This is a genomic window from Duganella margarita (assembly GCF_009857535.1).
Lineage (GTDB): Bacteria > Pseudomonadota > Gammaproteobacteria > Burkholderiales > Burkholderiaceae_D > Rugamonas > Rugamonas margarita.
The window spans coordinates 230,066-247,667 of record NZ_WWCS01000009.1; the positions used below are offsets into that span (position 1 = coordinate 230,066).

Below are 17,602 nucleotides of genomic sequence, written 5' to 3' on the forward strand. Positions count from 1 at the left end.
AATCGCCCGAAAAATGGCATATTCTAGAAACCATGCATATTCCGACCATACCCCGCTCGCTCGCCATCCTTCTTTTGCTGGCAGGCTGCGCGACCACCAGCACCACGCCGCCGGCCCGCCAGACGCCCGCCGATCCGGTGGCGCTGAGCGCCGCGCTCAATCGCATCAGCTGGGGCGTCAACACCAGCACCTATCAGCAGGCACAGAAGATCGGCTACAGCGCCTGGCTGGAACGACAGCTGCATCCCGGCTCGGCCGTGCTGCCGGCGGCCGCGCAGGCGCAGATCGACGCCATGACGATTTCGCAAAAACCGCTGCCGCAACTGGTGCAGGAGCTGGAACAGCAGCGCCGCGACTACGACAAGGCCATGGTCGACGACGACGCCAAGAAGGCCGCGCAGCGCGCCTACCAGCAGGAGATGAGCCGCCTGGCGAAAGAAGCCGCCACCCGCTCGCTGCTGCGCGACCTGTACTCGCCCAACCAGCTGCAGGAGCAGATGACGTGGTTCTGGATGAACCACTTCAACGTCCATCAGGGCAAGAGCAATCTGCGGGTGCTGGTCGGCGATTACGAAGAACAGGCAATCCGCCCGCACGCGCTGGGCAAGTTCCGCGACCTGCTGGCCGCCACCCTGCACCACCCGGCCATGATCCGCTACCTGGATAACGAACAGAACGCCGCCAACCGCATCAACGAAAATTACGCGCGCGAGATCATGGAGCTGCACACGCTGGGCGTGGATGGCGGCTATACCCAGAACGATGTGCAGCAGCTGGCGCGCATTCTCACCGGCGTCGGCGTCAACCTGGGCGACAAGACGCCCGACGTCCGCCGCGACAAGCAAAGCCAGTACGTGCGCCAAGGCCTGTTCGAGTTCAATCCGAATCGCCACGACTACGGCGACAAGGTATTCCTCGGCCAGACCGTCAAGGGCCGCGGCCTGGCCGAAGTGGACGAGGCGCTTGATCGCCTGAGCCGCAGCCCGGCCACCGCGCACTACGTCAGCCGCAAGCTGGCGATCTATTTCGTCGCCGACGAGCCGCCACCGCAGCTGGTGGAGCGCATGGCGGCGCGCTTCCTGTCCAGCGACGGCGACATCGCCGCCGTGCTGCGCACCATGTTCGACGCGCCGGAATTCACGCAATCGCTGGGCAAGAAGTTCAAGGACCCGGTGCACTACGTGGTGTCGGCGGTGCGCCTGACCTATGACGACAAGATCATTCTTAACGCCGGCCCGATGCTGAACTGGCTCAATCGCATGGCCGAACCGCTGTACGGCCGCCAGACGCCGGACGGCTATCCGTTGACGGCGTCCGGCTGGGATAGTCCGGGCCAGATGATCACCCGCTTCGAAATCGCCAAGGCCATCGGCAACGGCAACGCCGGCCTGTTCAAGACCGAAGGTACGCAGCCGCTGGAAAAGGTGGCCTTCCCGCAGCTGGCCAATGCGCTGTATTACCAGTCGCTGCAAACCTCGCTGGCGCCGGCCACCCGCCAGGCGCTGGAGCAAGCCGCCTCGCCGCAGGAGTGGAACACGCTGCTGCTGTCGTCGCCGGAACTGATGCACCGCTAGGAGAAGCCCAATGAAACGCCGTACCCTGCTTAAATCCCTGGCCGCCGCATCGGCCACCTTATCCGCCAGCTCAATGGCCGGCCAGCTGTGGGCCGCACCGGCCAGCAAGACGCGCCTGCTGTTCGTCTTCATGCGCGGCGGCTATGACGCCACCAGTCTGCTGGTGCCGATCTCCAGCCAGTACTACTACCAGGTGCGGCCGAATATCGCGATTCCCAAAACCGCCGCGCTGCCGATCGACGCCGACTGGGGCCTGCACCCGGTGCTGGCCGACTCCATCCACCCGCTGTTCAACACCGGCCAGGTGGCGTTTGTGCCGTTCGCCGGCACCGAGGACCTGTCGCGCAGCCACTTCGAAACGCAGGACAGCATAGAACTGGGCCAGGCGCTGGACCGCACCCGCGACTACCGCTCCGGCTTCCTCAACCGGCTGGCGTCCACGCTCAACGCCGACCGCGCCAGCGCCATTTCTTTCACCGACCAGCTGCCGCTGATCATGCAGGGCGGCCTGCAAGTGCCCAACACCGCGCTGCGCAGCGTCGCCAAGCCGGCGGTCGATGCGCGCCAGGCCAAGATGATCGCCGCCATGTACGAGCACACCACGCTGGCGCAGCAGGTCAATGAAGGCTTCGAGGTGCGCGACGACGTGATGAAAAAAATGAGCGGTGAGATGCTGGCCGCCAACCGCAACGCCGTCAGCACCAAGGGCTTTGAACTGGAAGCGCGCCGCATCGCCAAACTGATGAAGGACAAGTACAACATCGGCTTTGTCGACGTCGGCGGCTGGGACACGCACGTCGGCCAGGGCAGCGCCACCGGCTACCTGGCCAGCCGCCTCGACGAACTGGGACGCGGCCTGGCCGGCTTCGCACAGGAGATGGGGCCGGACTGGAAGGACACGGTCGTCGTCGTGGTCAGCGAATTCGGCCGCACCTTCCGCGAGAACGGCAACCGCGGCACCGACCATGGCCACGGCACCGTCTACTGGGTGATGGGCGGCAGCGTCAACGGCGGCAAGGTGCACGGCGAACAGGTGCGGCTGGAGCAGCCGACGCTGTTCCAGAACCGCGACTACCCGGTGCTGAACGAATACCGCGCCATGTTCGGCGGCCTGCTGTCGCGCATGTACGGCCTGAACGCCGGCCAGGTGGCCGCCATCTTCGGCACCCAGGGCCGCGACCTCGGGCTGGTGTAGCTACGGCGTCGCGCCCTGCTGCAGCCAGCGCGTGGCGGCGTCCGCGTCCAGCGACGGCGAGTAGAGAAAGCCCTGGAACGCGGTGCAGCCGGCGCCGGCCAAAAAGGCTGACTGGTCGATATTTTCCACGCCCTCGGCGATCACGTTCAGGCGCAGGTTCTGCGCCAGCTGGATTACCGTGCGCACCACCGCATTGCCGTCAGGGTTGCCGGGCACGTCGTGCAGAAAGCTCTTGTCCAGCTTGATGGTATTGACCGGCAGCGCGCGCAGATAGCTGAGCGAAGAATAGCCGGTGCCGAAATCATCCAGCGACAGCATAAAGCCGCGTTCGCGCAGCTGCTCGATGACGCGGCTGCCGCTGCGCTCCAGCTTGATGGCGTCGCGCTCGGTCAGCTCCAGTTCCACATCGCCGGCCGCCAGCCCGAACTCAACGAGGATCGCATCCAGCTGCGCCAGGTAGCCGTCGTCCAGCAGTTCCTTGGCGCAGGTGTTGATGCAGATACGCAGGCCGGTCACGCCGGCGTCGTACCAGCTGCGCAGCTGCGCGCAGGCGACCCGCATCACGCCCTTGCCCAGTTCCGGCAGCAGGCCCAGTTCGCCGGCCAGGCCGATCACATAGTCAACCGGCTGCTGGCCGAAGAAATCCGGCAGCCGCAGCAGCGCCTCCATGGCGATGGTGTGGCCATCGGCGGCCAGGATGGGCTGGTACTCCAGCCAGTAATCGCCGGTGCGCAGCACCCGCCGTAATTCGTTGTGGTCGGTATTCTTGCGGTGCGCCAGCTCGTCCAGTTCCTCGGTGTAGTAGTGGTAGCGGTTGCGGCCAGCGTTCTTGGCGTGGTACAGCGCCAGGTCGGCTTTTTTCAGCAGCGTATCTGGCGTGTCGGCGTCGCTCGGGCAGACCGCGATGCCAATGCTGGCGCTGATCCTGACTTCGCATTCGCCGATCTGGAACGGTCGCGCCAGATGCCGCAGCAGCTTCTCGGCCAGCACGCCGCCGCTGGCCGGCGACGGCGGATGCAGGTGCAGCAGGCCGAACTCGTCACCGCCCAGGCGGGCGATGTAGTCGCTCTCACGGCTGGCGCTGCGGATGCGCTGCGCGGCCTGCCGCAACAGCTGGTCGCCGGCCTGGTGGCCCAACCCGTCGTTGACTTCCTTGAACTCGTCGAGGTCGATCATCAGCAACAGCAGCAGCTGGCCGTTGCGCTCGGCCTGCGACACCATCTCCGACCGCCGCGTATCGAAAGCGGCGCGGTTGGCCAGGCCGGTCAGGCCGTCGATGGTGGCCAGGCGGCGGATTTGATCTTGCGCCAGCTTGCGCTCGGTGATGTCGCGCAGGATCTTCAGGTAGCCGATCAACTGGCCCTGGTCGTCGCGGATCGCCGTCAGCACGCCGTCGGCCCAGAACACCGACTGGTCCTTGCGCAGGTGCCAGCGGTTGTCGGCCGCCCGTTCGCCGCGCGCCGCCAGCGTCATTTCCTGGAACGGCTCGCCGTCCGCCTGGTCGCCGGCGGTGTACAGCAGCGCGCTGCCATGGCCAATGATCTCGGCAGGCGTGTAGCCAAACACCAGTTCGGCGCCGAGGTTCCAGCTGGTCACCGCACTATGCGCATCAATGGTGAAAACGGCGAAATCGCGGACATTCAGGTAGATCTGCCGCAGCAGCAGCTCCGGCGCCAGGCCGGGGGCAATCACATGCGTCAATGGAGGGGTCATGGTGGTGGCAGCCCGGTGGGTTAAAAGCCATTGGACTGGCGCCGTGTTAACTGGTTCCCGGCGGAACCAGCCGCTGCTGCATGCGCGCCAGCGCCCGCATGAACAACGCCGGCTCATCGGCCGCGCGCGCCAGCACCAGCGCACCCTGGATGCCACCGACCACATCCTCGGCCAGCGCCAGCGCGCTGTCGGCGTCGTGGCCGCCGCGCTGCAAGGCGGCAGCCAGCGCCTGCACCCATTCGGCAAAATAGCCCTGCACCTTGACCGCGTAACGGTCGCGTTCATGGCCCAGCGCGAACACGCCCACCAGGCACACCTTGCGGCCGGACAGGAAATAGCGACCTACTGCCGTGAACATATCGGCCACGCCCTGCTGGGCGTCGGCGGCCTGGCGCAGCGGCTGGAACACCTGGTCGCGGAACCAGGAGTCGATCTCGCTCAGCACCGCCTCCGCCATTTCCTCTTTGCCGCCGGGGAAGAAGTTATAGATGCTGCCCTTGCCCAGCCGGGTGCCCTCGGTAATCCGCGCCAGGCTGGCGCCTTCGAAGCCGTAGGTGCGGAACACCTCGGCCAGCAGCGGCACCACGTCGCCCCGCTCTCCCATCACTCTTGGCATGTTTAAAATCCAAAATCACTCAGGCCTGGGTGGTCCGCCGGACGCGGGCCGTTGATATCCCAGTGGAATTTGCGGTCGGCAGCGGCAATCGGATGCTCGTTGATGCTGGCCAGGCGGCGCTGCATCAAGCCGTCTGCGGCAAATTCCCAGTTCTCGTTGCCATAGGCGCGATACCACTGACCCGAATCGTCATGGTATTCGTAGGCGAAGCGAACCGCAATACGGTTGCCGTCATGCGCCCACAATTCCTTGATCAGGCGGTACTCCAGTTCGCGCGTCCACTTGCGTTGCAGCAGGCCGACGATGGCGGCGCGGCCGGTGACGAATTCGCCGCGATTGCGCCAGAAGCAATCTTCCGTGTAGGCCAGCGAGACCTTTTCCGGATTGCGGGTATTCCAACCGTCTTCGGCGGCGCGGACTTTCTGCGCGGCGGTTTCCAGCGTGAACGGTGGCAGTGGCGGACGAGTCATGATGGAGCTCCTTCTGAATAATTTAAGTTGTACCAATCGGTACAATTACTTTATACCTTGGTCCGGCAAGATGCAAGCAGTTTTTTAACGGAAGATATCGGCCGCCAGCTGGCGCCCGGCCTCGCTCAGCGCCACCGTGCCGGTGATGCCGCCCTCGTCCAGAGCCACGCTGAGCAGCCCGGCCTCCTCCAGCATGGTCAACTGGCGGCGCAGCACGCTCATTGGCCGTTGCACCTGTTTGCTCAGCTTGGCCAGCGAACAGGGTTTGTCCGGCCACTCGGTCTCGATGCGCCACAGCGCCTCCAGCAGGCCGGCCAGCACAGTCATCACTTGGTCATCCATCGTGTTACGCTCTTTGGCTAAAATACAATATACTCGTATCAAATATTACCGGACTGCAACATGAACAAAAAGCCCGAAGGCCACATCACACCTTACACGCAGCCGGCGGCCGGCTGGGGCGCGCTGAAACAGGTGGCGATCAATCTGGTGCGCGAACGCGTCGCCGGCGGCAACTACAAGACCCTGCTCAAGCAGAACCAGCCGGATGGTTTCGACTGCCCCGGCTGCGCCTGGCCGGACCGCGAACACGCGTCCACCTTTGAATTCTGCGAGAACGGCGTCAAGGCGGTGGCGGCGGAAGCCACCAGCAAGCGCGTCTACCCCGAATTCTTCGCCCGCCATACGGTGACCGAACTGCTGCAGCAGTCCGATTATGAACTGGAACAACACGGCCGTCTGACCGATCCCATGGTCTACGACGCCGTCAGCGACAAATACAAGATCATTGGCTGGGACGACGCCTTCGCCCTGATCGCGCGCCACCTCAACGCTCTGCCCGATCCCAACCAGGCCACCTTCTACACTTCCGGCCGCACCGGCAACGAGGCCGCCTTTTTGTTCCAGCTGATGGTGCGGATGTATGGCACCAACAACTTCCCGGACTGCTCGAATATGTGCCACGAGCCGACCAGCCGCGGCTTGCCAGGCACGGTCGGCATCGGCAAGGGCACAGTTACGCTGGAAGACTTCGAGCATGCCGACACGCTGCTGATCTTCGGCCAGAATCCGGCCACCAACCACCCGCGCATGATGGGCGAACTGCGCGATTGCGCGCGGCGCGGCGCCACCATCGTTTCGATCAACCCGCTGCGCGAACGCGGCCTGGAGCGCTTCACCAGCCCGGCGCATGCGCTGGAGATGCTGACCGGCTCCAGCACCACCATCAGCACCGTCTTCATCCAGCCCAGGCTGGCCGGCGACTTCGCACTGATCAAGGCCATCGCCAAGCGCCTGGTGGAGCGCGACGACGCGGCGCTGGCCGCCGGCGCAGCCAGTTTGCTGGACCGTGAATTCATCGCCCGCCACACCAGCGGCTACGAGGCCTTTGAGCAGGATCTGCGGGCGGAAAGCTGGGACCTGCTGCTGGCCGAATCCGGCGTGCCGCGCGCGCAGATCGAGCAGCTGACCGACATCTACATCAAGGGCAAGAACGTGATCAGCACCTGGGGCATGGGCCTGACCCAGCACAAGAACGCGCTGAAGGCGGTCCAGATGCTGTCCAACCTGATGATGATGCGCGGCCAGATTGGCCGCCTCGGTGCCGGCCTGTGCCCGGTGCGCGGCCACTCCAACGTGCAGGGCGACCGCACCATGGGCATCGAGGAAAAGCCGACCAAGGCCTTCCTCGACCGCCTGCAAAAAGTCTTCAACTTCGAACCGCCGCGCGAACATGGCCTCGATACCGTCGACAGCATCCAGGCCATGCTCGATGGCGACGTCAAAGTGTTCATTGCCATGGGCGGCAATTTTGCCATGGCCACGCCGGACACACCGCTTACTTTCGAAGCGTTGCGCAAGTGCGAGCTGACGGTGCACGTCGCCACCAAGCTGAATCGCAGCCATCTGGTGATGGGCAAGGAGGCGCTGATCCTGCCGACGCTGGGCCGCACTGAAGTCGATCTGCAAAACGGCGTGGCGCAAGGCGTGACGGTGGAAGACTCAATGAGCATGGTGCACATCTCGTACGGCATCAACAAGCCGGCATCGGCCAACCTGCTGTCGGAAACCGCCATCGTCGCCCGCCTGGCGCACGCCACGCTGGGCAGCGACAAAGTCGACTGGCTGGGACTCGGCGCCGATTACGCCCGCATCCGCGAGTTGATCGAACAGGTGTTCGACGACTTCCACGACTTCAACGCGCGCGTGGCGCACCAGGGCGGCTTCCACCTGCGCGTGGCCTCGCGTGAACGCGAATGGCGCACCGCCAGCGGCCGCGCGCAGTTCGTGCCGCACATAGTGGACACCGACACGCCGATCCACCGCGCCCGCGCGCTGCACGGCGAACGCCTGATGGTGCTGATGACGGCCCGCTCGCACGACCAGTACAACACCACCATCTACGGCATGGATGACCGCTATCGCGGCGTCTACGGCCTGCGCCGCGTGGTGTTCATCAACAAGGACGACCTGGCGATGCTGGATCTGAAAAACGGCGAATACGTCGACATGGTCAGCGTGTGGGACGACAACGTCACGCGCCGCGCCCAGCGTTTCCTGCTGGTGGAATACGACATTCCGCGCGGCTGCCTGGGCGCCTATTTCCCGGAAACGAATGGCCTGGTGCCGCTGCACAGCACCGCCGACGGCGCCGGCACGCCAACCTCCAAATCGATCCCGGTGCTGCTGGAACGCTCGGCGCATGAGGGCTAGATGGCGCTTCGCCAAAACCCTCGCCTCCACCGTGCTGCTGTGGACCGCGATCAGCGCATTGGGGGCGCTGCAAACCTTTAGCGACAACCTGCGCGGCGGCGTTGGCAGCCATTACCCGACGCTGTTCGTGACCTGGTTCATCGAATACGCGCTGCCGCTGATTGTGCTCATCACAGGCCTGAGCACTGTGCTGGCGCGCTGGCCGACGCTGATCGAACGGCCGCGCAATGTGGTCGCGCTACTGGCCGGCCTGGTGCTGGTGTTCCAGCCGGCCCAGTGGCTGTACATGGCGTGGCTGCGTGGCTATCTGCAAATCGGCAGCCTGGCCGACCTGCGGGATTTGCTATTGAAGATGCTGCTGGTCGGCTGGTTCTCCACCAGCGCCACCTTCGCCGCCATCCTCGCCATGCATTACTGGCGCCGCGCCCGCGAGCGCGAACTGGCGTGGCAGCGCAGCCAGACCGATATGCTTAACCTGCGGCTTGCGCTGGAAGAGCAGCGCATGCTCTCGCTGCGCGCGCAACTCGAACCGCACTTTTTGTTCAATGCGCTGAACGCCATCAGTGCGTTGGTGCGCGATGGCGACAAAAAGCTGGCGTTGGGCGGCATCGGCGGCCTGAGTGATCTGCTGCGCTACGCGCTTTCCGCCAGTGGACGTAACACCACCACCGTCGCCGCCGAACTGCAGTTCGTGCGCGATTATCTGGACCTGCAACGGCTCCGCTACGGCGACAGGTTGCGCGTGCACATCGAGGGCGACGGCGATCTGCTGCACGATATCGAGTGCCCACCCTTGCTCTTGCAGCCGCTGGTGGAAAACGCCTTGCGCCACGACCTCGATTGCCGCGAGGGGCCAAGCGATATCACGCTGAGCTTCATGCAAGATGGCGAGACGCTGTCAATCTGCGTTACCAATCCGGCCGGCGCCGGCGCTACGCCGAATCCCGGCACGGGACTGGGGCTGGCCAACACCCGCGACCGGCTGCGTTTGATGCATCCGGCGGCGTCGCTGCAAGCCGGCCTGCAAGGCGACCGCTTCGTCGCCGAAGTGCGGCTGCCGCTGACGATGTGACGAAAGCCCGGATGTCTGGGATGGCCGCGCTGTCGCCGCCGGCCACGCTCTTCTATACTCCCTGCATGCACTCTTCTCAACTCCTACTCGTCATCGCTACGCTGCCAATGGTGGCGCACGCGCAGCAGGACGAAGCACCGCCGCAAACGGTGACGGTGACCGCGCAAAAGGAAGCGGTCATCAAAGAGATCGACAAGACAGTCTACGATGTGGCCAACCAGCCGAAGGCCGCCAACGGCAGCGCGCAGGACGTGTTGCAGGCCACGCCGGAACTCTCGGTCTCCGCTGACGGCAAGATTGCGGTCAGGGGCAATGCGCAAGTGACGCTGCTGGTCAACGGCAAGCCAACCGCCATGACGTCCGGCGCCGGCGAGGAAACGGCGCTGGCCTTGCAGACCATGAGCGGCGCGGATATCGCCAGCGTGGAAGTGATCACCAATCCGTCCGCCGCCTACAACGCCAACGGCGGCGCCATCGTCAATATCGTCTTGAAGCGCAACCGCAAGCCCGGCGCCCACGTGCAACTGCGCGGCAGCGCCAGCAACCAGGGCTTGTGGAATAACGGCGCCGATGGCGACATCACTCGTGGCGCTTTGACCTTGCATGGCAGCGTGGCGTTGCGCCATGACGGCACGCAGAAGATGCGCGAGTCCGCCGTCGAGTGGCATAACCCCTTAAGCGGGGCAAGAGGACAAACGCGACAAACATCGGAGGTATTCGTCCACCGCGTCGTTGAAAGCGCCACACTGGGCGCCGATTACACGCTGAGCGAAACCGAGAGTCTCAGTCTGTCGGCACAGCGCAACACGCGCCGCTCGCGGCCACTGTTCGATGTACTCAACGAGGGCGACGCCACCTATCACCGCATCTCCAATGGCCCCAACCAGCAGTCCGACAACAACGCCAGCCTCAGTTACAGCCGCCAGGACAGCGGCTCGGCGTTGAAAGCCACGCTTCAGCACAGCGACACCGTGGCCCTGATCGACAAATCGTATCGCGACATCTTCATCGCACCGGCGTTGGCGACCGACTACAGCCGCGCCACCACGCGCTCGGCGCGGCGTCTCACGCAGGCCACGCTGGACTGGAGCCGTCCGTCGGAACGCGGCCAATGGGGCGCTGGCGTAGACCTGCAAGACAAGGTGGACGACCTGTCCAACTACCAGGCCGCCATCGATCCCGCCACCGGAGCGGAAATGCCCGACCTGAATACCACCAACGCCTACAAGGTGAAAACAACGCTGGCCGCCGCGTATGTGACAAACATGATCCGGCACGAAAAATGGGAAGCACTGCTGGGCGCCCGCGCCGAAAGCATGGCGCTGCGCGTCGGCCCGGCCGCGCAAACAGAGCACTGGCGCGCCATCAATCCCAGCCTGCACCTGCGCTACGCCTACAGCGACAAGACCGACCTGACGTTCAGCTATCGCCGCAGCCTGCAAGCACCCAGCGCACTCGATCTGAATCCTTACACCACCTACATCGATGCACAGAATCTGAGCCGCGGCAATCCGCACCTTCAGCCGCAGCGCCTGACGTCATGGGAAATCGGCGTCAATGCGGAAGTGTCGCAACTGAGCAGCAGCCTGAGTGCCTTCTATCGTAGCAGCCGGGATACGGTCACCGACGCGCGCAGCTTTGCCGACAATGTGCTGATCACGTCGCGACAGAACGGTGGCCGCGCGCAATCGAGCGGCATTGCTGGATCGCTCGAATGGAAGCCGGATGGGCAACTGAAGCTGGGGACCGATGGCGGCATTTACTACGTGATGCTCGATACGCCCGATCTCGCCGACATGGTGCGCCAGACAGGCGTCTCGGCCTATGTGAACCTGCGGGCGGCCTACGCCGACCTGTCGCTCGACGCGCACATGCAGTCGGCCGGCATCACGCCACTGGGCCGCTACGGCGCGACCAGCAGCGTTAATCTGGTATGGAAGCACGCGATCGACAAGACCCTCAGCCTGACCGTCAACGCCAACGACATTTTCGACGGCAGCAAGCGCACTTACAGCACCGACGCCAGCACCTTCCGCCAGCGCGGCTTCGATCACTTCGTTGCGCGGCGCATCTATGTGGGATTTGTCAAAAAATACTAGGTGTATTCGACGCAGTTGTCCTGGCGGCAGAAGCTCACCAGCTTGATGCCCGCTTCGGCGGCGATGTCGATCGCCAGCGTGCTCGGAGCGGAGATGGTGGCCAGCATCGGAATATTCATGCGCGCCGCCTTGCGCACCAGTTCATAACTGGCGCGGCTGGACATGAACACGAAGCCGCGCCGCATGTCCACGCCGTCCAGCGCCAGATGGCCGATCAGCTTATCGAGCGCATTGTGACGGCCAACGTCTTCGCAGACGCGCAGCACATTGCCTTGGGCGTCGCACCACGCCGCCGCGTGCACGCCGCCGGTGGCGCGCATCAATTCCTGATACTGGCCCAGTTGCGCAGCGGCGGTGGCAATCGCCGGTTGCAGCGCGCCTTCAGCATGCAGCGGCGCGGCGTCGATGCGTTCCGGTTGCAGGTCCAGCAGCTCCAGGCTCTCGATGCCGCACACGCCGCAACCGCTGCGGCCCGCCATCGAGCGGCGCTGCTGCTTGAGTTGGACGAATTCCTGGCTGGCGATGGTGATGTCGATCTCGAAGCTGCGCGCATGTTCGTGCACTTCGATGTCAAAAATGTCGGCGGCTTTGGCGACCAGTCCTTCGGTCAGGGCGAAGCCCATGGCGAATGGCTGGAGGTCGCGCGGGGTGACCATCATGACTGCATGCGAGATGCCATTGAAGACCAGCGCCACCGGGACTTCCTCGATGACGCTGTCGGTCGTGCGGGCGGCGTCGCTGCCGCGATGCCGCAGCACCGGACGCGCCTGAAAACCCGTTTTGTTCGACTCCAGATCCAACTTCATGACCGCCCCGCAAAAATAAGCACAACGGCTTATTTTACACGGGGCCGAAAAAGCGCGTCAGGCTGCCAGAGGTTGGGCGTCGGCCACGCCATAGTGGCGGGCGTAGCGCGAATCCAGGTTCGCCAATGGCATCAGCAGGAACAGGTCGGCGCTTTCGAAATCAGGGTCCCAGGCCGGTTCGCCGCAAATCCAGGCGCCGGAACGCATATAGCCTTTCAACAGCGGCGGCACTTGCGGCTTTTGCGCGGCTTCCAGCTTGGAGAACGGGAATGGCAGGTGTGGCGTAACGCGGTATTCAATCGGCGCCAGGCTCTTGGCCGTCAGCTGCTGGTACACAGCGACCGCATTGTGGCCGCCGTCGGCCAGCGAGATGCTCGCGCAGCCGACCAGGAATTCGGCGTTTTCACGGCGCATGTACTCGGCCAGGCCGGACCACAGCAGCATGATCACGCTGCCGCCACGGTAATCCGGGTGGATGCAGGCGCGGCCCGCTTCCACGATGCGGCCGCGAATGTTGTTCAGGCGGCCCAGGTCAAACTCGCCTTCCGAATACAGGCGGCCCAGTTTGCGGGCGCGGTTGGCGCTCAGCAGGCGGTAGGTGCCGACCACCATCAGGGTATCGGCGTCGCGCACGATCAGGTGGTCGCAGTGTTCGTCGAATTCGTCGCTATCCAGGCCGTCGGCGCGCACCAGGGCGCTAAGGCCCATCGTTTCGATGAACACTTTATAGCGCAAACGCTGGACTTCACGCAGTTCTTCCGGCGTGCTTGCCATACTGAGTAGCAGTTTACCGGACGATGCTCGAACGTCCGCTTGTATGATCGAGGTTTGCATGCTTCATCCCTTTTGTGTGGAAGACGAAGCAAGCGTAACCAGCGAATACTTCAGGAAAATGACAAGAAAATGTCATTTTCGTGACCTGTTGTTTTTTAATCAGGCTTTCTTTGGACGGCCGGTTTTCAGCTGCGGCAGGCCACCCAGCACGTTTTTCAGCGTCGCCAGGTCGATCTGCGAGATCAGCGCCACGCCGATGCGCAGCAATTCGCTCTTCTTGACTTCAAAACCGGCTTTCAGGGCGGCTTTTTTTACCTGGCCCAGCACTGCGTATTCGGCTTCCGGCATGGTGAAGCTGTCGCGTACCAGCTTTTCCTTGTTGGCTTTGACTTTGGCTTCCGGCGCGGCGGCGGCCTTCGGTGCAGCTTTAGGAGCGGCTGCCTTTGGGGCGGCTTTAGGAGCGCCGGCCTTCGGGGCGGCTTTCGGCGCGGCTGGCTTGGCGGCGGCTTTCGGTGCGGCGGCCTTTGGTGCGGCGGCCTTTGGTGCGGCGGCCTTCGGCGCTGCTGCCTTCGGCGCTGGCTTTACAGCGGCTTTCGGCGCAGCTGGTTTGGCTGCCGGCTTGGCGGCTGGCTTGACCGCCGCTTTGGCGACAGGCTTGGCCGCTGCTTTCGGCGCGACTGGCTTCACTGCTACAGGTTTGGTTACGGTGGTCTTGGTGGCTGGTTTGGTCGCCATATTCACTCCATATTATTCAACAATATAAACAGTATATATCATTTCAGATGCGCCGCCACGCGCGCGAATAGCAAATCGGGATTCACTGGCTTGCGCAGGAAGTCTACCGCACCCACGCTGCGACCGAGCGCTTCGTCTTCCTGCAAGCTCTTGGCGGTCAGGAACACGACTGGAATTAATGCACCGGCCGGATCTGCTTTCAGCCGGCGACAGGTCTCGATGCCATCCATCTCCGGCATCATAATATCAAGCAGAATAAGGTCTACTTTGGACGACGCCACAATCTGCAAGGCGGTCGTGCCATTGGTGGCGACCTTGGTGGCGTACTTGTCCTTCAACAGGTTGGACAGCAGCATGAGATTGTCGGGTGTGTCGTCCACAATCAGCACCGTCGGACGATGAATGGAATTCATGTTGCCTCCCCATTGTTGATGGCATCGGCTAGCAATTTGCCAGCGGCCTCAAACTCATATTGCGCCATATGCTGGTCCAGCCGCGCCATCAACTGCGGCGACAGCACCGTCGACAACACCGGGCGGCAACGCGCAAAATAGTCCACGCTGTCGCCGCTGAACTCCGCTACCAGCGCCGAAAGCTCCTCCAGCGCCTTGCGCGCCGCCGCCGGACCGTCCGCGGCATCCGGCAGCGGCGATGGCGACAGCGGCGGCATTGCGTTCATCGGCATGCCCAGCCAGCGTGACAGCACGCGGTACAAGCGCTGCGGATCAATCGGTTTACTGATGTAGTCCTGCATGCCCTCTTCCAGGCAGCGCGCCTGCACGCCGGCCACCGCATGCGACGTCACGGCGATGATCGGCAGTTCGCTGAAGCGCGCATCGGCGCGCAGCAGGCGGGTGGCTTGGTGGCCATCCATCACCGGCATGCCGAGGTCCATCAGCACCAGGTCGAAACTGCGCGGGTCGGACGCCATCAGCCGGTCGACCGCCTCGCGGCCGTTGTCCACCACCTCCACTATCAACCCTTGCAGCTCCAGCAACTCGCGCGTGACATCCTGGTTGTCCAGGCTATCCTCTGCCAGCAGCACGCGCGCCTTGCGCTGCGACGGCGCGTCCGGCTTAGCGTCGCCGTTCACGCCGTGGTGCACGGCCGCCTGCACCGACAACGCCGCCGCGTCGGACAGCGCAAACGGCAAATCAAACTGGAAGGTCGATCCTTGATCGATCTCGCTGTGCACGTCGATATTCCCGCCCATCAGCCGCACCAGCTGCTGCGAAATCGACAGCCCAAGCCCGGTGCCGCCATACTGCCGCGTGGTGGAGCCGTTGGCCTGGCTGAAGGCGCGGAACAGCCGCGATTTCTGCTGCGGCGTCATGCCGATGCCGGTGTCGCGCACGCTGAAGCGCAGCACCACCTTGCCGTCGGCTTCCCCGCCCTCCAGTTGACAGCGCAGTTCCAACCCGCCCTCCCGCGTAAACTTGACGGCGTTGTTGACCAGATTGATCAACACCTGTCCGAGACGCAGCGGGTCGCCCTCCAGATAGCGCGGCACGCCCGGCGCCGTCTCGGTCACATAGGTCAGCTGCTTGTCGGCCGCGCGCTGCGCCGTAACACTGTGCACATTCGCCAGCACCTCTTCCAGCGCAAACGGAATCGCCTCCACCTCCAGCCGCCCGGCCTCGATCTTGGAGAAGTCCAGAATGTCGTTGATGATGCCCAGCAGCGTCAGCGCCGCGCGGTGCATCTTGCTGACGTAGTCGTGCTGGCGCGGCGTCAGTTCGGTGCGCAGCGCCAGGTAGGCCATGCCGATCACGGCGCTCATCGGCGTGCGGATTTCGTGGCTCATATTGGCCAGGAATTCGGACTTGGCGATGTTCGCCGCCTCCGCCATGACATTGGCCGTCACCAGCTTCTGTTCACGCTCGCGCCGTTCGCTGATGTCGCGGATGAAGGCGCAGAATTCATAGCTGTCGCGCTCCTCGGTCTTGACCTGCGTGATCGCCAGCTCGATCGGGAATTCCTCGCCGCTGCGGCGCAGCGCGTAGACCTCGATGCGGGTATTCATTACGCCGCTGCTGGTGCCGTTCATATAGCGCTGCATGCCGCGCCGGTGCTCGTAGCGGAAACGCGGCGGCATGATGGTTTTTTCCAGCGCCATCCCCAGCGCCTCGTCACGCGACCAGCCGAAGATGATCTCCGCCTGCCGGTTCCAGCCGACGATGCGGCCTTCCAGGTCCATCCGCACCACCGCATCCAGCGCCGTGTCGACGATGGTCTGCAACTTGGCCTGGCTGTCGCGCGCCTGCTGCATGCTGTGCGACAGTTCCGCCGTGCGGGCGCCGATGCGCTGTTCCAGTTCCGCGTTCAAGTCGCGCAGTTCGCGCTCGGCGTCGCGCAGCCGCGTCAGCGTGTCGCGGAAGCGCAGCACTGCGTCCGACAGCCGGCCCACCTGGTCTTCCCTGCCAACGCCGGACAGCTTGATATCGGTTTCGCCGCGCGTCAGCTTTTCCAGGCCGGCCCGGATGTCGGCGAACGGCCGTGCCGCGCGCCGGCCGACGATGAAGATCGACAGCACGATCGCCACCGCCAGCAGCAGGTTGGCCGCCACCGTGTTGAACATCTGGCGCTGCAAGTCGCTGTCCATCTGCTGGCGCGAGTACACCAGTTCAATCGCGCCGACCGGATAGCTGCGCCGCAGGTCGCTGAAGCGGATATCGCGATGCACGCGGATCGAGGCCACCGGCTCCTTCAGCGGCGACACGTAGCTGGCCAGTTCCGCGCCGCCCGGCGCCAGCACCCGCAGCACCAGCACTTCCGGCGTCGCGCCGGAGGCATCCACCACGCTGCTCACGGCCGCGCTGTTGATGTCGAACAGCGGCCGTGCCAGCGCCTGCGACAGCACCGCCGCCAGCCGTTCGGCGCGTTCGTGCAGGTTCTGTTCGGCCTCGCTGCGCAAGGTTTGCATCACGTAGGTGGTGTAGATGGCGGTGGACAGCGCCACCGCGACGAAGATACCGAAGCCGAGGCGCAGCAGGATGTTGCGCCGCCACGCCAGCCGCAGCTGCGTCAGCGGACCGCCGCCGTCGGCCAGCGGGCGCTTAATGACGCGCTCCTTGATGCACGCCTTCCGCCGCCTGCTTTTTGTAGGCGGCACTGTTGCGGGCTTCCTCGATCGCATCCCAGATGCGCGCCGCCAGTTGCGGCCGGGTCGCCACCAGCGCGTGCGACAGGATCAGGAAGTACGGCTTTTCGATGAGGGGGACCGGTAGCTGCTCCAGCTGGACGCCCAGCGGGCCTTGCATCAGGTTGGCGGCGTCGCTGCCGCCCATGGCGGCTGCCGCCAGCCGCCCGGCGATCAGTTTGCGCGCCAGTTCGTCGGCGCGCTGGCTGCCCTCGTCCACTTCCAGGTTCTGCGCGCGCAGCACTTCGCCCACCGAGTAGCCGAGCTGGAAGCCGATGGCGCCATCCAGGTTGCTGAAATGCTTGCCATCCCAGCTTACCTTGCTGCCCTTGCGGCGCAACAGCACGTAAGTGTCGGTGTGCATCCGCTTGCTGGCGTCGGGCTGGTCGCCGCCCGGGTATTCGCCCAATTCTCGCCGGTCCTGCTTGTAGCTGACCGCGAATGCGCCATCGACCGTATTGGCCTTGAGCTGCGCCAGGCAGCGTTTCCAAGGGATGCTCTGGAAGTTGAAGCGGATGTCGAGCCGCTGGCCGACGATTTTCAGCAGCGCGAAATTGAGACCGTCGCCTTTTTCGGTGCGCCACGGCCGCACATCCTGCGACTCATAGCAGAGCGTGACGGTTTCGCCGGCCGTCGCCAGGGACGACAAGACCAGCAGCATGCAAGCGCAATACCGTAGGACCTTGTCGTGCATGGG

The 17,602-nt window shown here is 64.2% G+C and carries 15 protein-coding genes; 5 read left to right on the forward strand and 10 right to left on the reverse strand.

Annotation, left to right across the window (positions count from 1 at the left end; translation table 11 throughout):
* Positions 1-32: 32 nt before the first annotated feature.
* Positions 33-1,574, forward strand: coding sequence for a DUF1800 domain-containing protein (locus GTP55_RS16120; RefSeq protein ID WP_161045879.1), 1,542 nt, complete (start codon positions 33-35; stop codon positions 1,572-1,574).
* A 10-nt stretch (positions 1,575-1,584) separates the two neighbouring features.
* Complete coding sequence (locus GTP55_RS16125; RefSeq protein ID WP_161045880.1) at positions 1,585-2,769, forward strand: DUF1501 domain-containing protein; 1,185 nt, start codon at positions 1,585-1,587, stop codon at positions 2,767-2,769.
* Here the strand turns inward: GTP55_RS16125 and GTP55_RS16130 are convergent, their stop codons facing one another.
* From GTP55_RS16130 to GTP55_RS16145, 4 genes are all read right to left on the reverse strand, one after another.
* Positions 2,770-4,482: a putative bifunctional diguanylate cyclase/phosphodiesterase gene (locus GTP55_RS16130; protein ID WP_161045881.1), complete on the reverse strand. Its 1,713-nt coding sequence runs from the start codon at positions 4,480-4,482 to the stop codon at positions 2,770-2,772.
* Positions 4,483-4,528: 46 nt separating this feature from the next.
* Positions 4,529-5,098, reverse strand: a complete 570-nt coding sequence (locus GTP55_RS16135; RefSeq protein ID WP_161045882.1) for a TetR/AcrR family transcriptional regulator — start codon at positions 5,096-5,098, stop codon at positions 4,529-4,531.
* A 2-nt stretch (positions 5,099-5,100) separates the two neighbouring features.
* Positions 5,101-5,568, reverse strand: a complete 468-nt coding sequence (locus tag GTP55_RS16140) for a nuclear transport factor 2 family protein (protein WP_110848499.1) — start codon at positions 5,566-5,568, stop codon at positions 5,101-5,103.
* Between the two features lie 84 nt (positions 5,569-5,652).
* Positions 5,653-5,910 carry a helix-turn-helix domain-containing protein gene (locus GTP55_RS16145; protein WP_161045883.1) on the reverse strand — a complete coding sequence of 86 codons (258 nt, stop codon included), beginning with the start codon at positions 5,908-5,910 and terminating at the stop codon, positions 5,653-5,655.
* A 60-nt stretch (positions 5,911-5,970) separates the two neighbouring features.
* On the opposite strand from GTP55_RS16145, the gene GTP55_RS16150 reads away from it, so the two are divergent.
* The 3 genes from GTP55_RS16150 (at position 5,971) to GTP55_RS16160 (ending at position 11,451) form a co-directional block, all read left to right on the forward strand.
* A complete protein-coding gene (locus tag GTP55_RS16150; RefSeq protein ID WP_161045884.1) occupies positions 5,971-8,280 on the forward strand; it encodes an FdhF/YdeP family oxidoreductase in 2,310 nt (769 codons plus the stop codon).
* A complete protein-coding gene (locus tag GTP55_RS16155) occupies positions 8,270-9,352 on the forward strand; it encodes a sensor histidine kinase (protein ID WP_161045885.1) in 1,083 nt (360 codons plus the stop codon). Before GTP55_RS16150 ends, GTP55_RS16155 begins: the two co-directional genes overlap by 11 nt.
* A 65-nt stretch (positions 9,353-9,417) precedes the next feature.
* Complete coding sequence (locus GTP55_RS16160; RefSeq protein ID WP_161045886.1) at positions 9,418-11,451, forward strand: TonB-dependent receptor; 2,034 nt, start codon at positions 9,418-9,420, stop codon at positions 11,449-11,451.
* Here GTP55_RS16160 and fdhD read toward each other — a convergent pair.
* The 6 genes from fdhD to GTP55_RS16190 all read right to left on the reverse strand — a co-directional run bounded on the left by fdhD (position 11,448) and on the right by GTP55_RS16190 (position 17,599).
* The gene (gene fdhD, locus GTP55_RS16165) at positions 11,448-12,257 is read right to left on the reverse strand and encodes a formate dehydrogenase accessory sulfurtransferase FdhD (protein WP_161045887.1); all 810 of its coding nucleotides are present in this window, start codon (positions 12,255-12,257) and stop codon (positions 11,448-11,450) included. The two genes, GTP55_RS16160 and fdhD, sit on opposite strands and share 4 nt — an antisense overlap.
* A 57-nt stretch (positions 12,258-12,314) precedes the next feature.
* Positions 12,315-13,091, reverse strand: coding sequence for a GNAT family N-acetyltransferase (locus tag GTP55_RS16170; RefSeq protein ID WP_161045888.1), 777 nt, complete (start codon positions 13,089-13,091; stop codon positions 12,315-12,317).
* 99 nt (positions 13,092-13,190) lie between these two features.
* On the reverse strand, positions 13,191-13,766 hold the full coding sequence (locus GTP55_RS16175; protein WP_161045889.1) for a hypothetical protein: 576 nt from the start codon (positions 13,764-13,766) through the stop codon (positions 13,191-13,193).
* A 38-nt stretch (positions 13,767-13,804) separates the two neighbouring features.
* Positions 13,805-14,179, reverse strand: a complete 375-nt coding sequence (locus GTP55_RS16180; protein WP_161045890.1) for a response regulator — start codon at positions 14,177-14,179, stop codon at positions 13,805-13,807.
* A complete protein-coding gene (locus GTP55_RS16185; protein WP_371868363.1) occupies positions 14,176-16,878 on the reverse strand; it encodes an ATP-binding protein in 2,703 nt (900 codons plus the stop codon). The genes GTP55_RS16180 and GTP55_RS16185 overlap by 4 nt, the downstream gene beginning before the upstream one ends.
* The gene (locus GTP55_RS16190; protein WP_161045891.1) at positions 16,823-17,599 is read right to left on the reverse strand and encodes a substrate-binding periplasmic protein; all 777 of its coding nucleotides are present in this window, start codon (positions 17,597-17,599) and stop codon (positions 16,823-16,825) included. The genes GTP55_RS16185 and GTP55_RS16190 overlap by 56 nt, the downstream gene beginning before the upstream one ends.
* Positions 17,600-17,602: the final 3 nt, after the last annotated feature.

Coding starts and splice junctions, on each gene's coding strand:
- GTP55_RS16120 (WP_161045879.1), top strand. CDS start 33: ATGCATATTCCGACCATACCCCGCTCGCTCGCCATCCTTCTTTTGCTG.
- GTP55_RS16125 (WP_161045880.1), top strand. CDS start 1,585: ATGAAACGCCGTACCCTGCTTAAATCCCTGGCCGCCGCATCGGCCACC.
- GTP55_RS16130 (WP_161045881.1), bottom strand. CDS start 4,482: ATGACCCCTCCATTGACGCATGTGATTGCCCCCGGCCTGGCGCCGGAG.
- GTP55_RS16135 (WP_161045882.1), bottom strand. CDS start 5,098: ATGCCAAGAGTGATGGGAGAGCGGGGCGACGTGGTGCCGCTGCTGGCC.
- GTP55_RS16140 (WP_110848499.1), bottom strand. CDS start 5,568: ATGACTCGTCCGCCACTGCCACCGTTCACGCTGGAAACCGCCGCGCAG.
- GTP55_RS16145 (WP_161045883.1), bottom strand. CDS start 5,910: ATGGATGACCAAGTGATGACTGTGCTGGCCGGCCTGCTGGAGGCGCTG.
- GTP55_RS16150 (WP_161045884.1), top strand. CDS start 5,971: ATGAACAAAAAGCCCGAAGGCCACATCACACCTTACACGCAGCCGGCG.
- GTP55_RS16155 (WP_161045885.1), top strand. CDS start 8,270: ATGAGGGCTAGATGGCGCTTCGCCAAAACCCTCGCCTCCACCGTGCTG.
- GTP55_RS16160 (WP_161045886.1), top strand. CDS start 9,418: ATGCACTCTTCTCAACTCCTACTCGTCATCGCTACGCTGCCAATGGTG.
- fdhD (WP_161045887.1), bottom strand. CDS start 12,257: ATGAAGTTGGATCTGGAGTCGAACAAAACGGGTTTTCAGGCGCGTCCG.
- GTP55_RS16170 (WP_161045888.1), bottom strand. CDS start 13,091: ATGCAAACCTCGATCATACAAGCGGACGTTCGAGCATCGTCCGGTAAA.
- GTP55_RS16175 (WP_161045889.1), bottom strand. CDS start 13,766: ATGGCGACCAAACCAGCCACCAAGACCACCGTAACCAAACCTGTAGCA.
- GTP55_RS16180 (WP_161045890.1), bottom strand. CDS start 14,179: ATGAATTCCATTCATCGTCCGACGGTGCTGATTGTGGACGACACACCC.
- GTP55_RS16190 (WP_161045891.1), bottom strand. CDS start 17,599: ATGCACGACAAGGTCCTACGGTATTGCGCTTGCATGCTGCTGGTCTTG.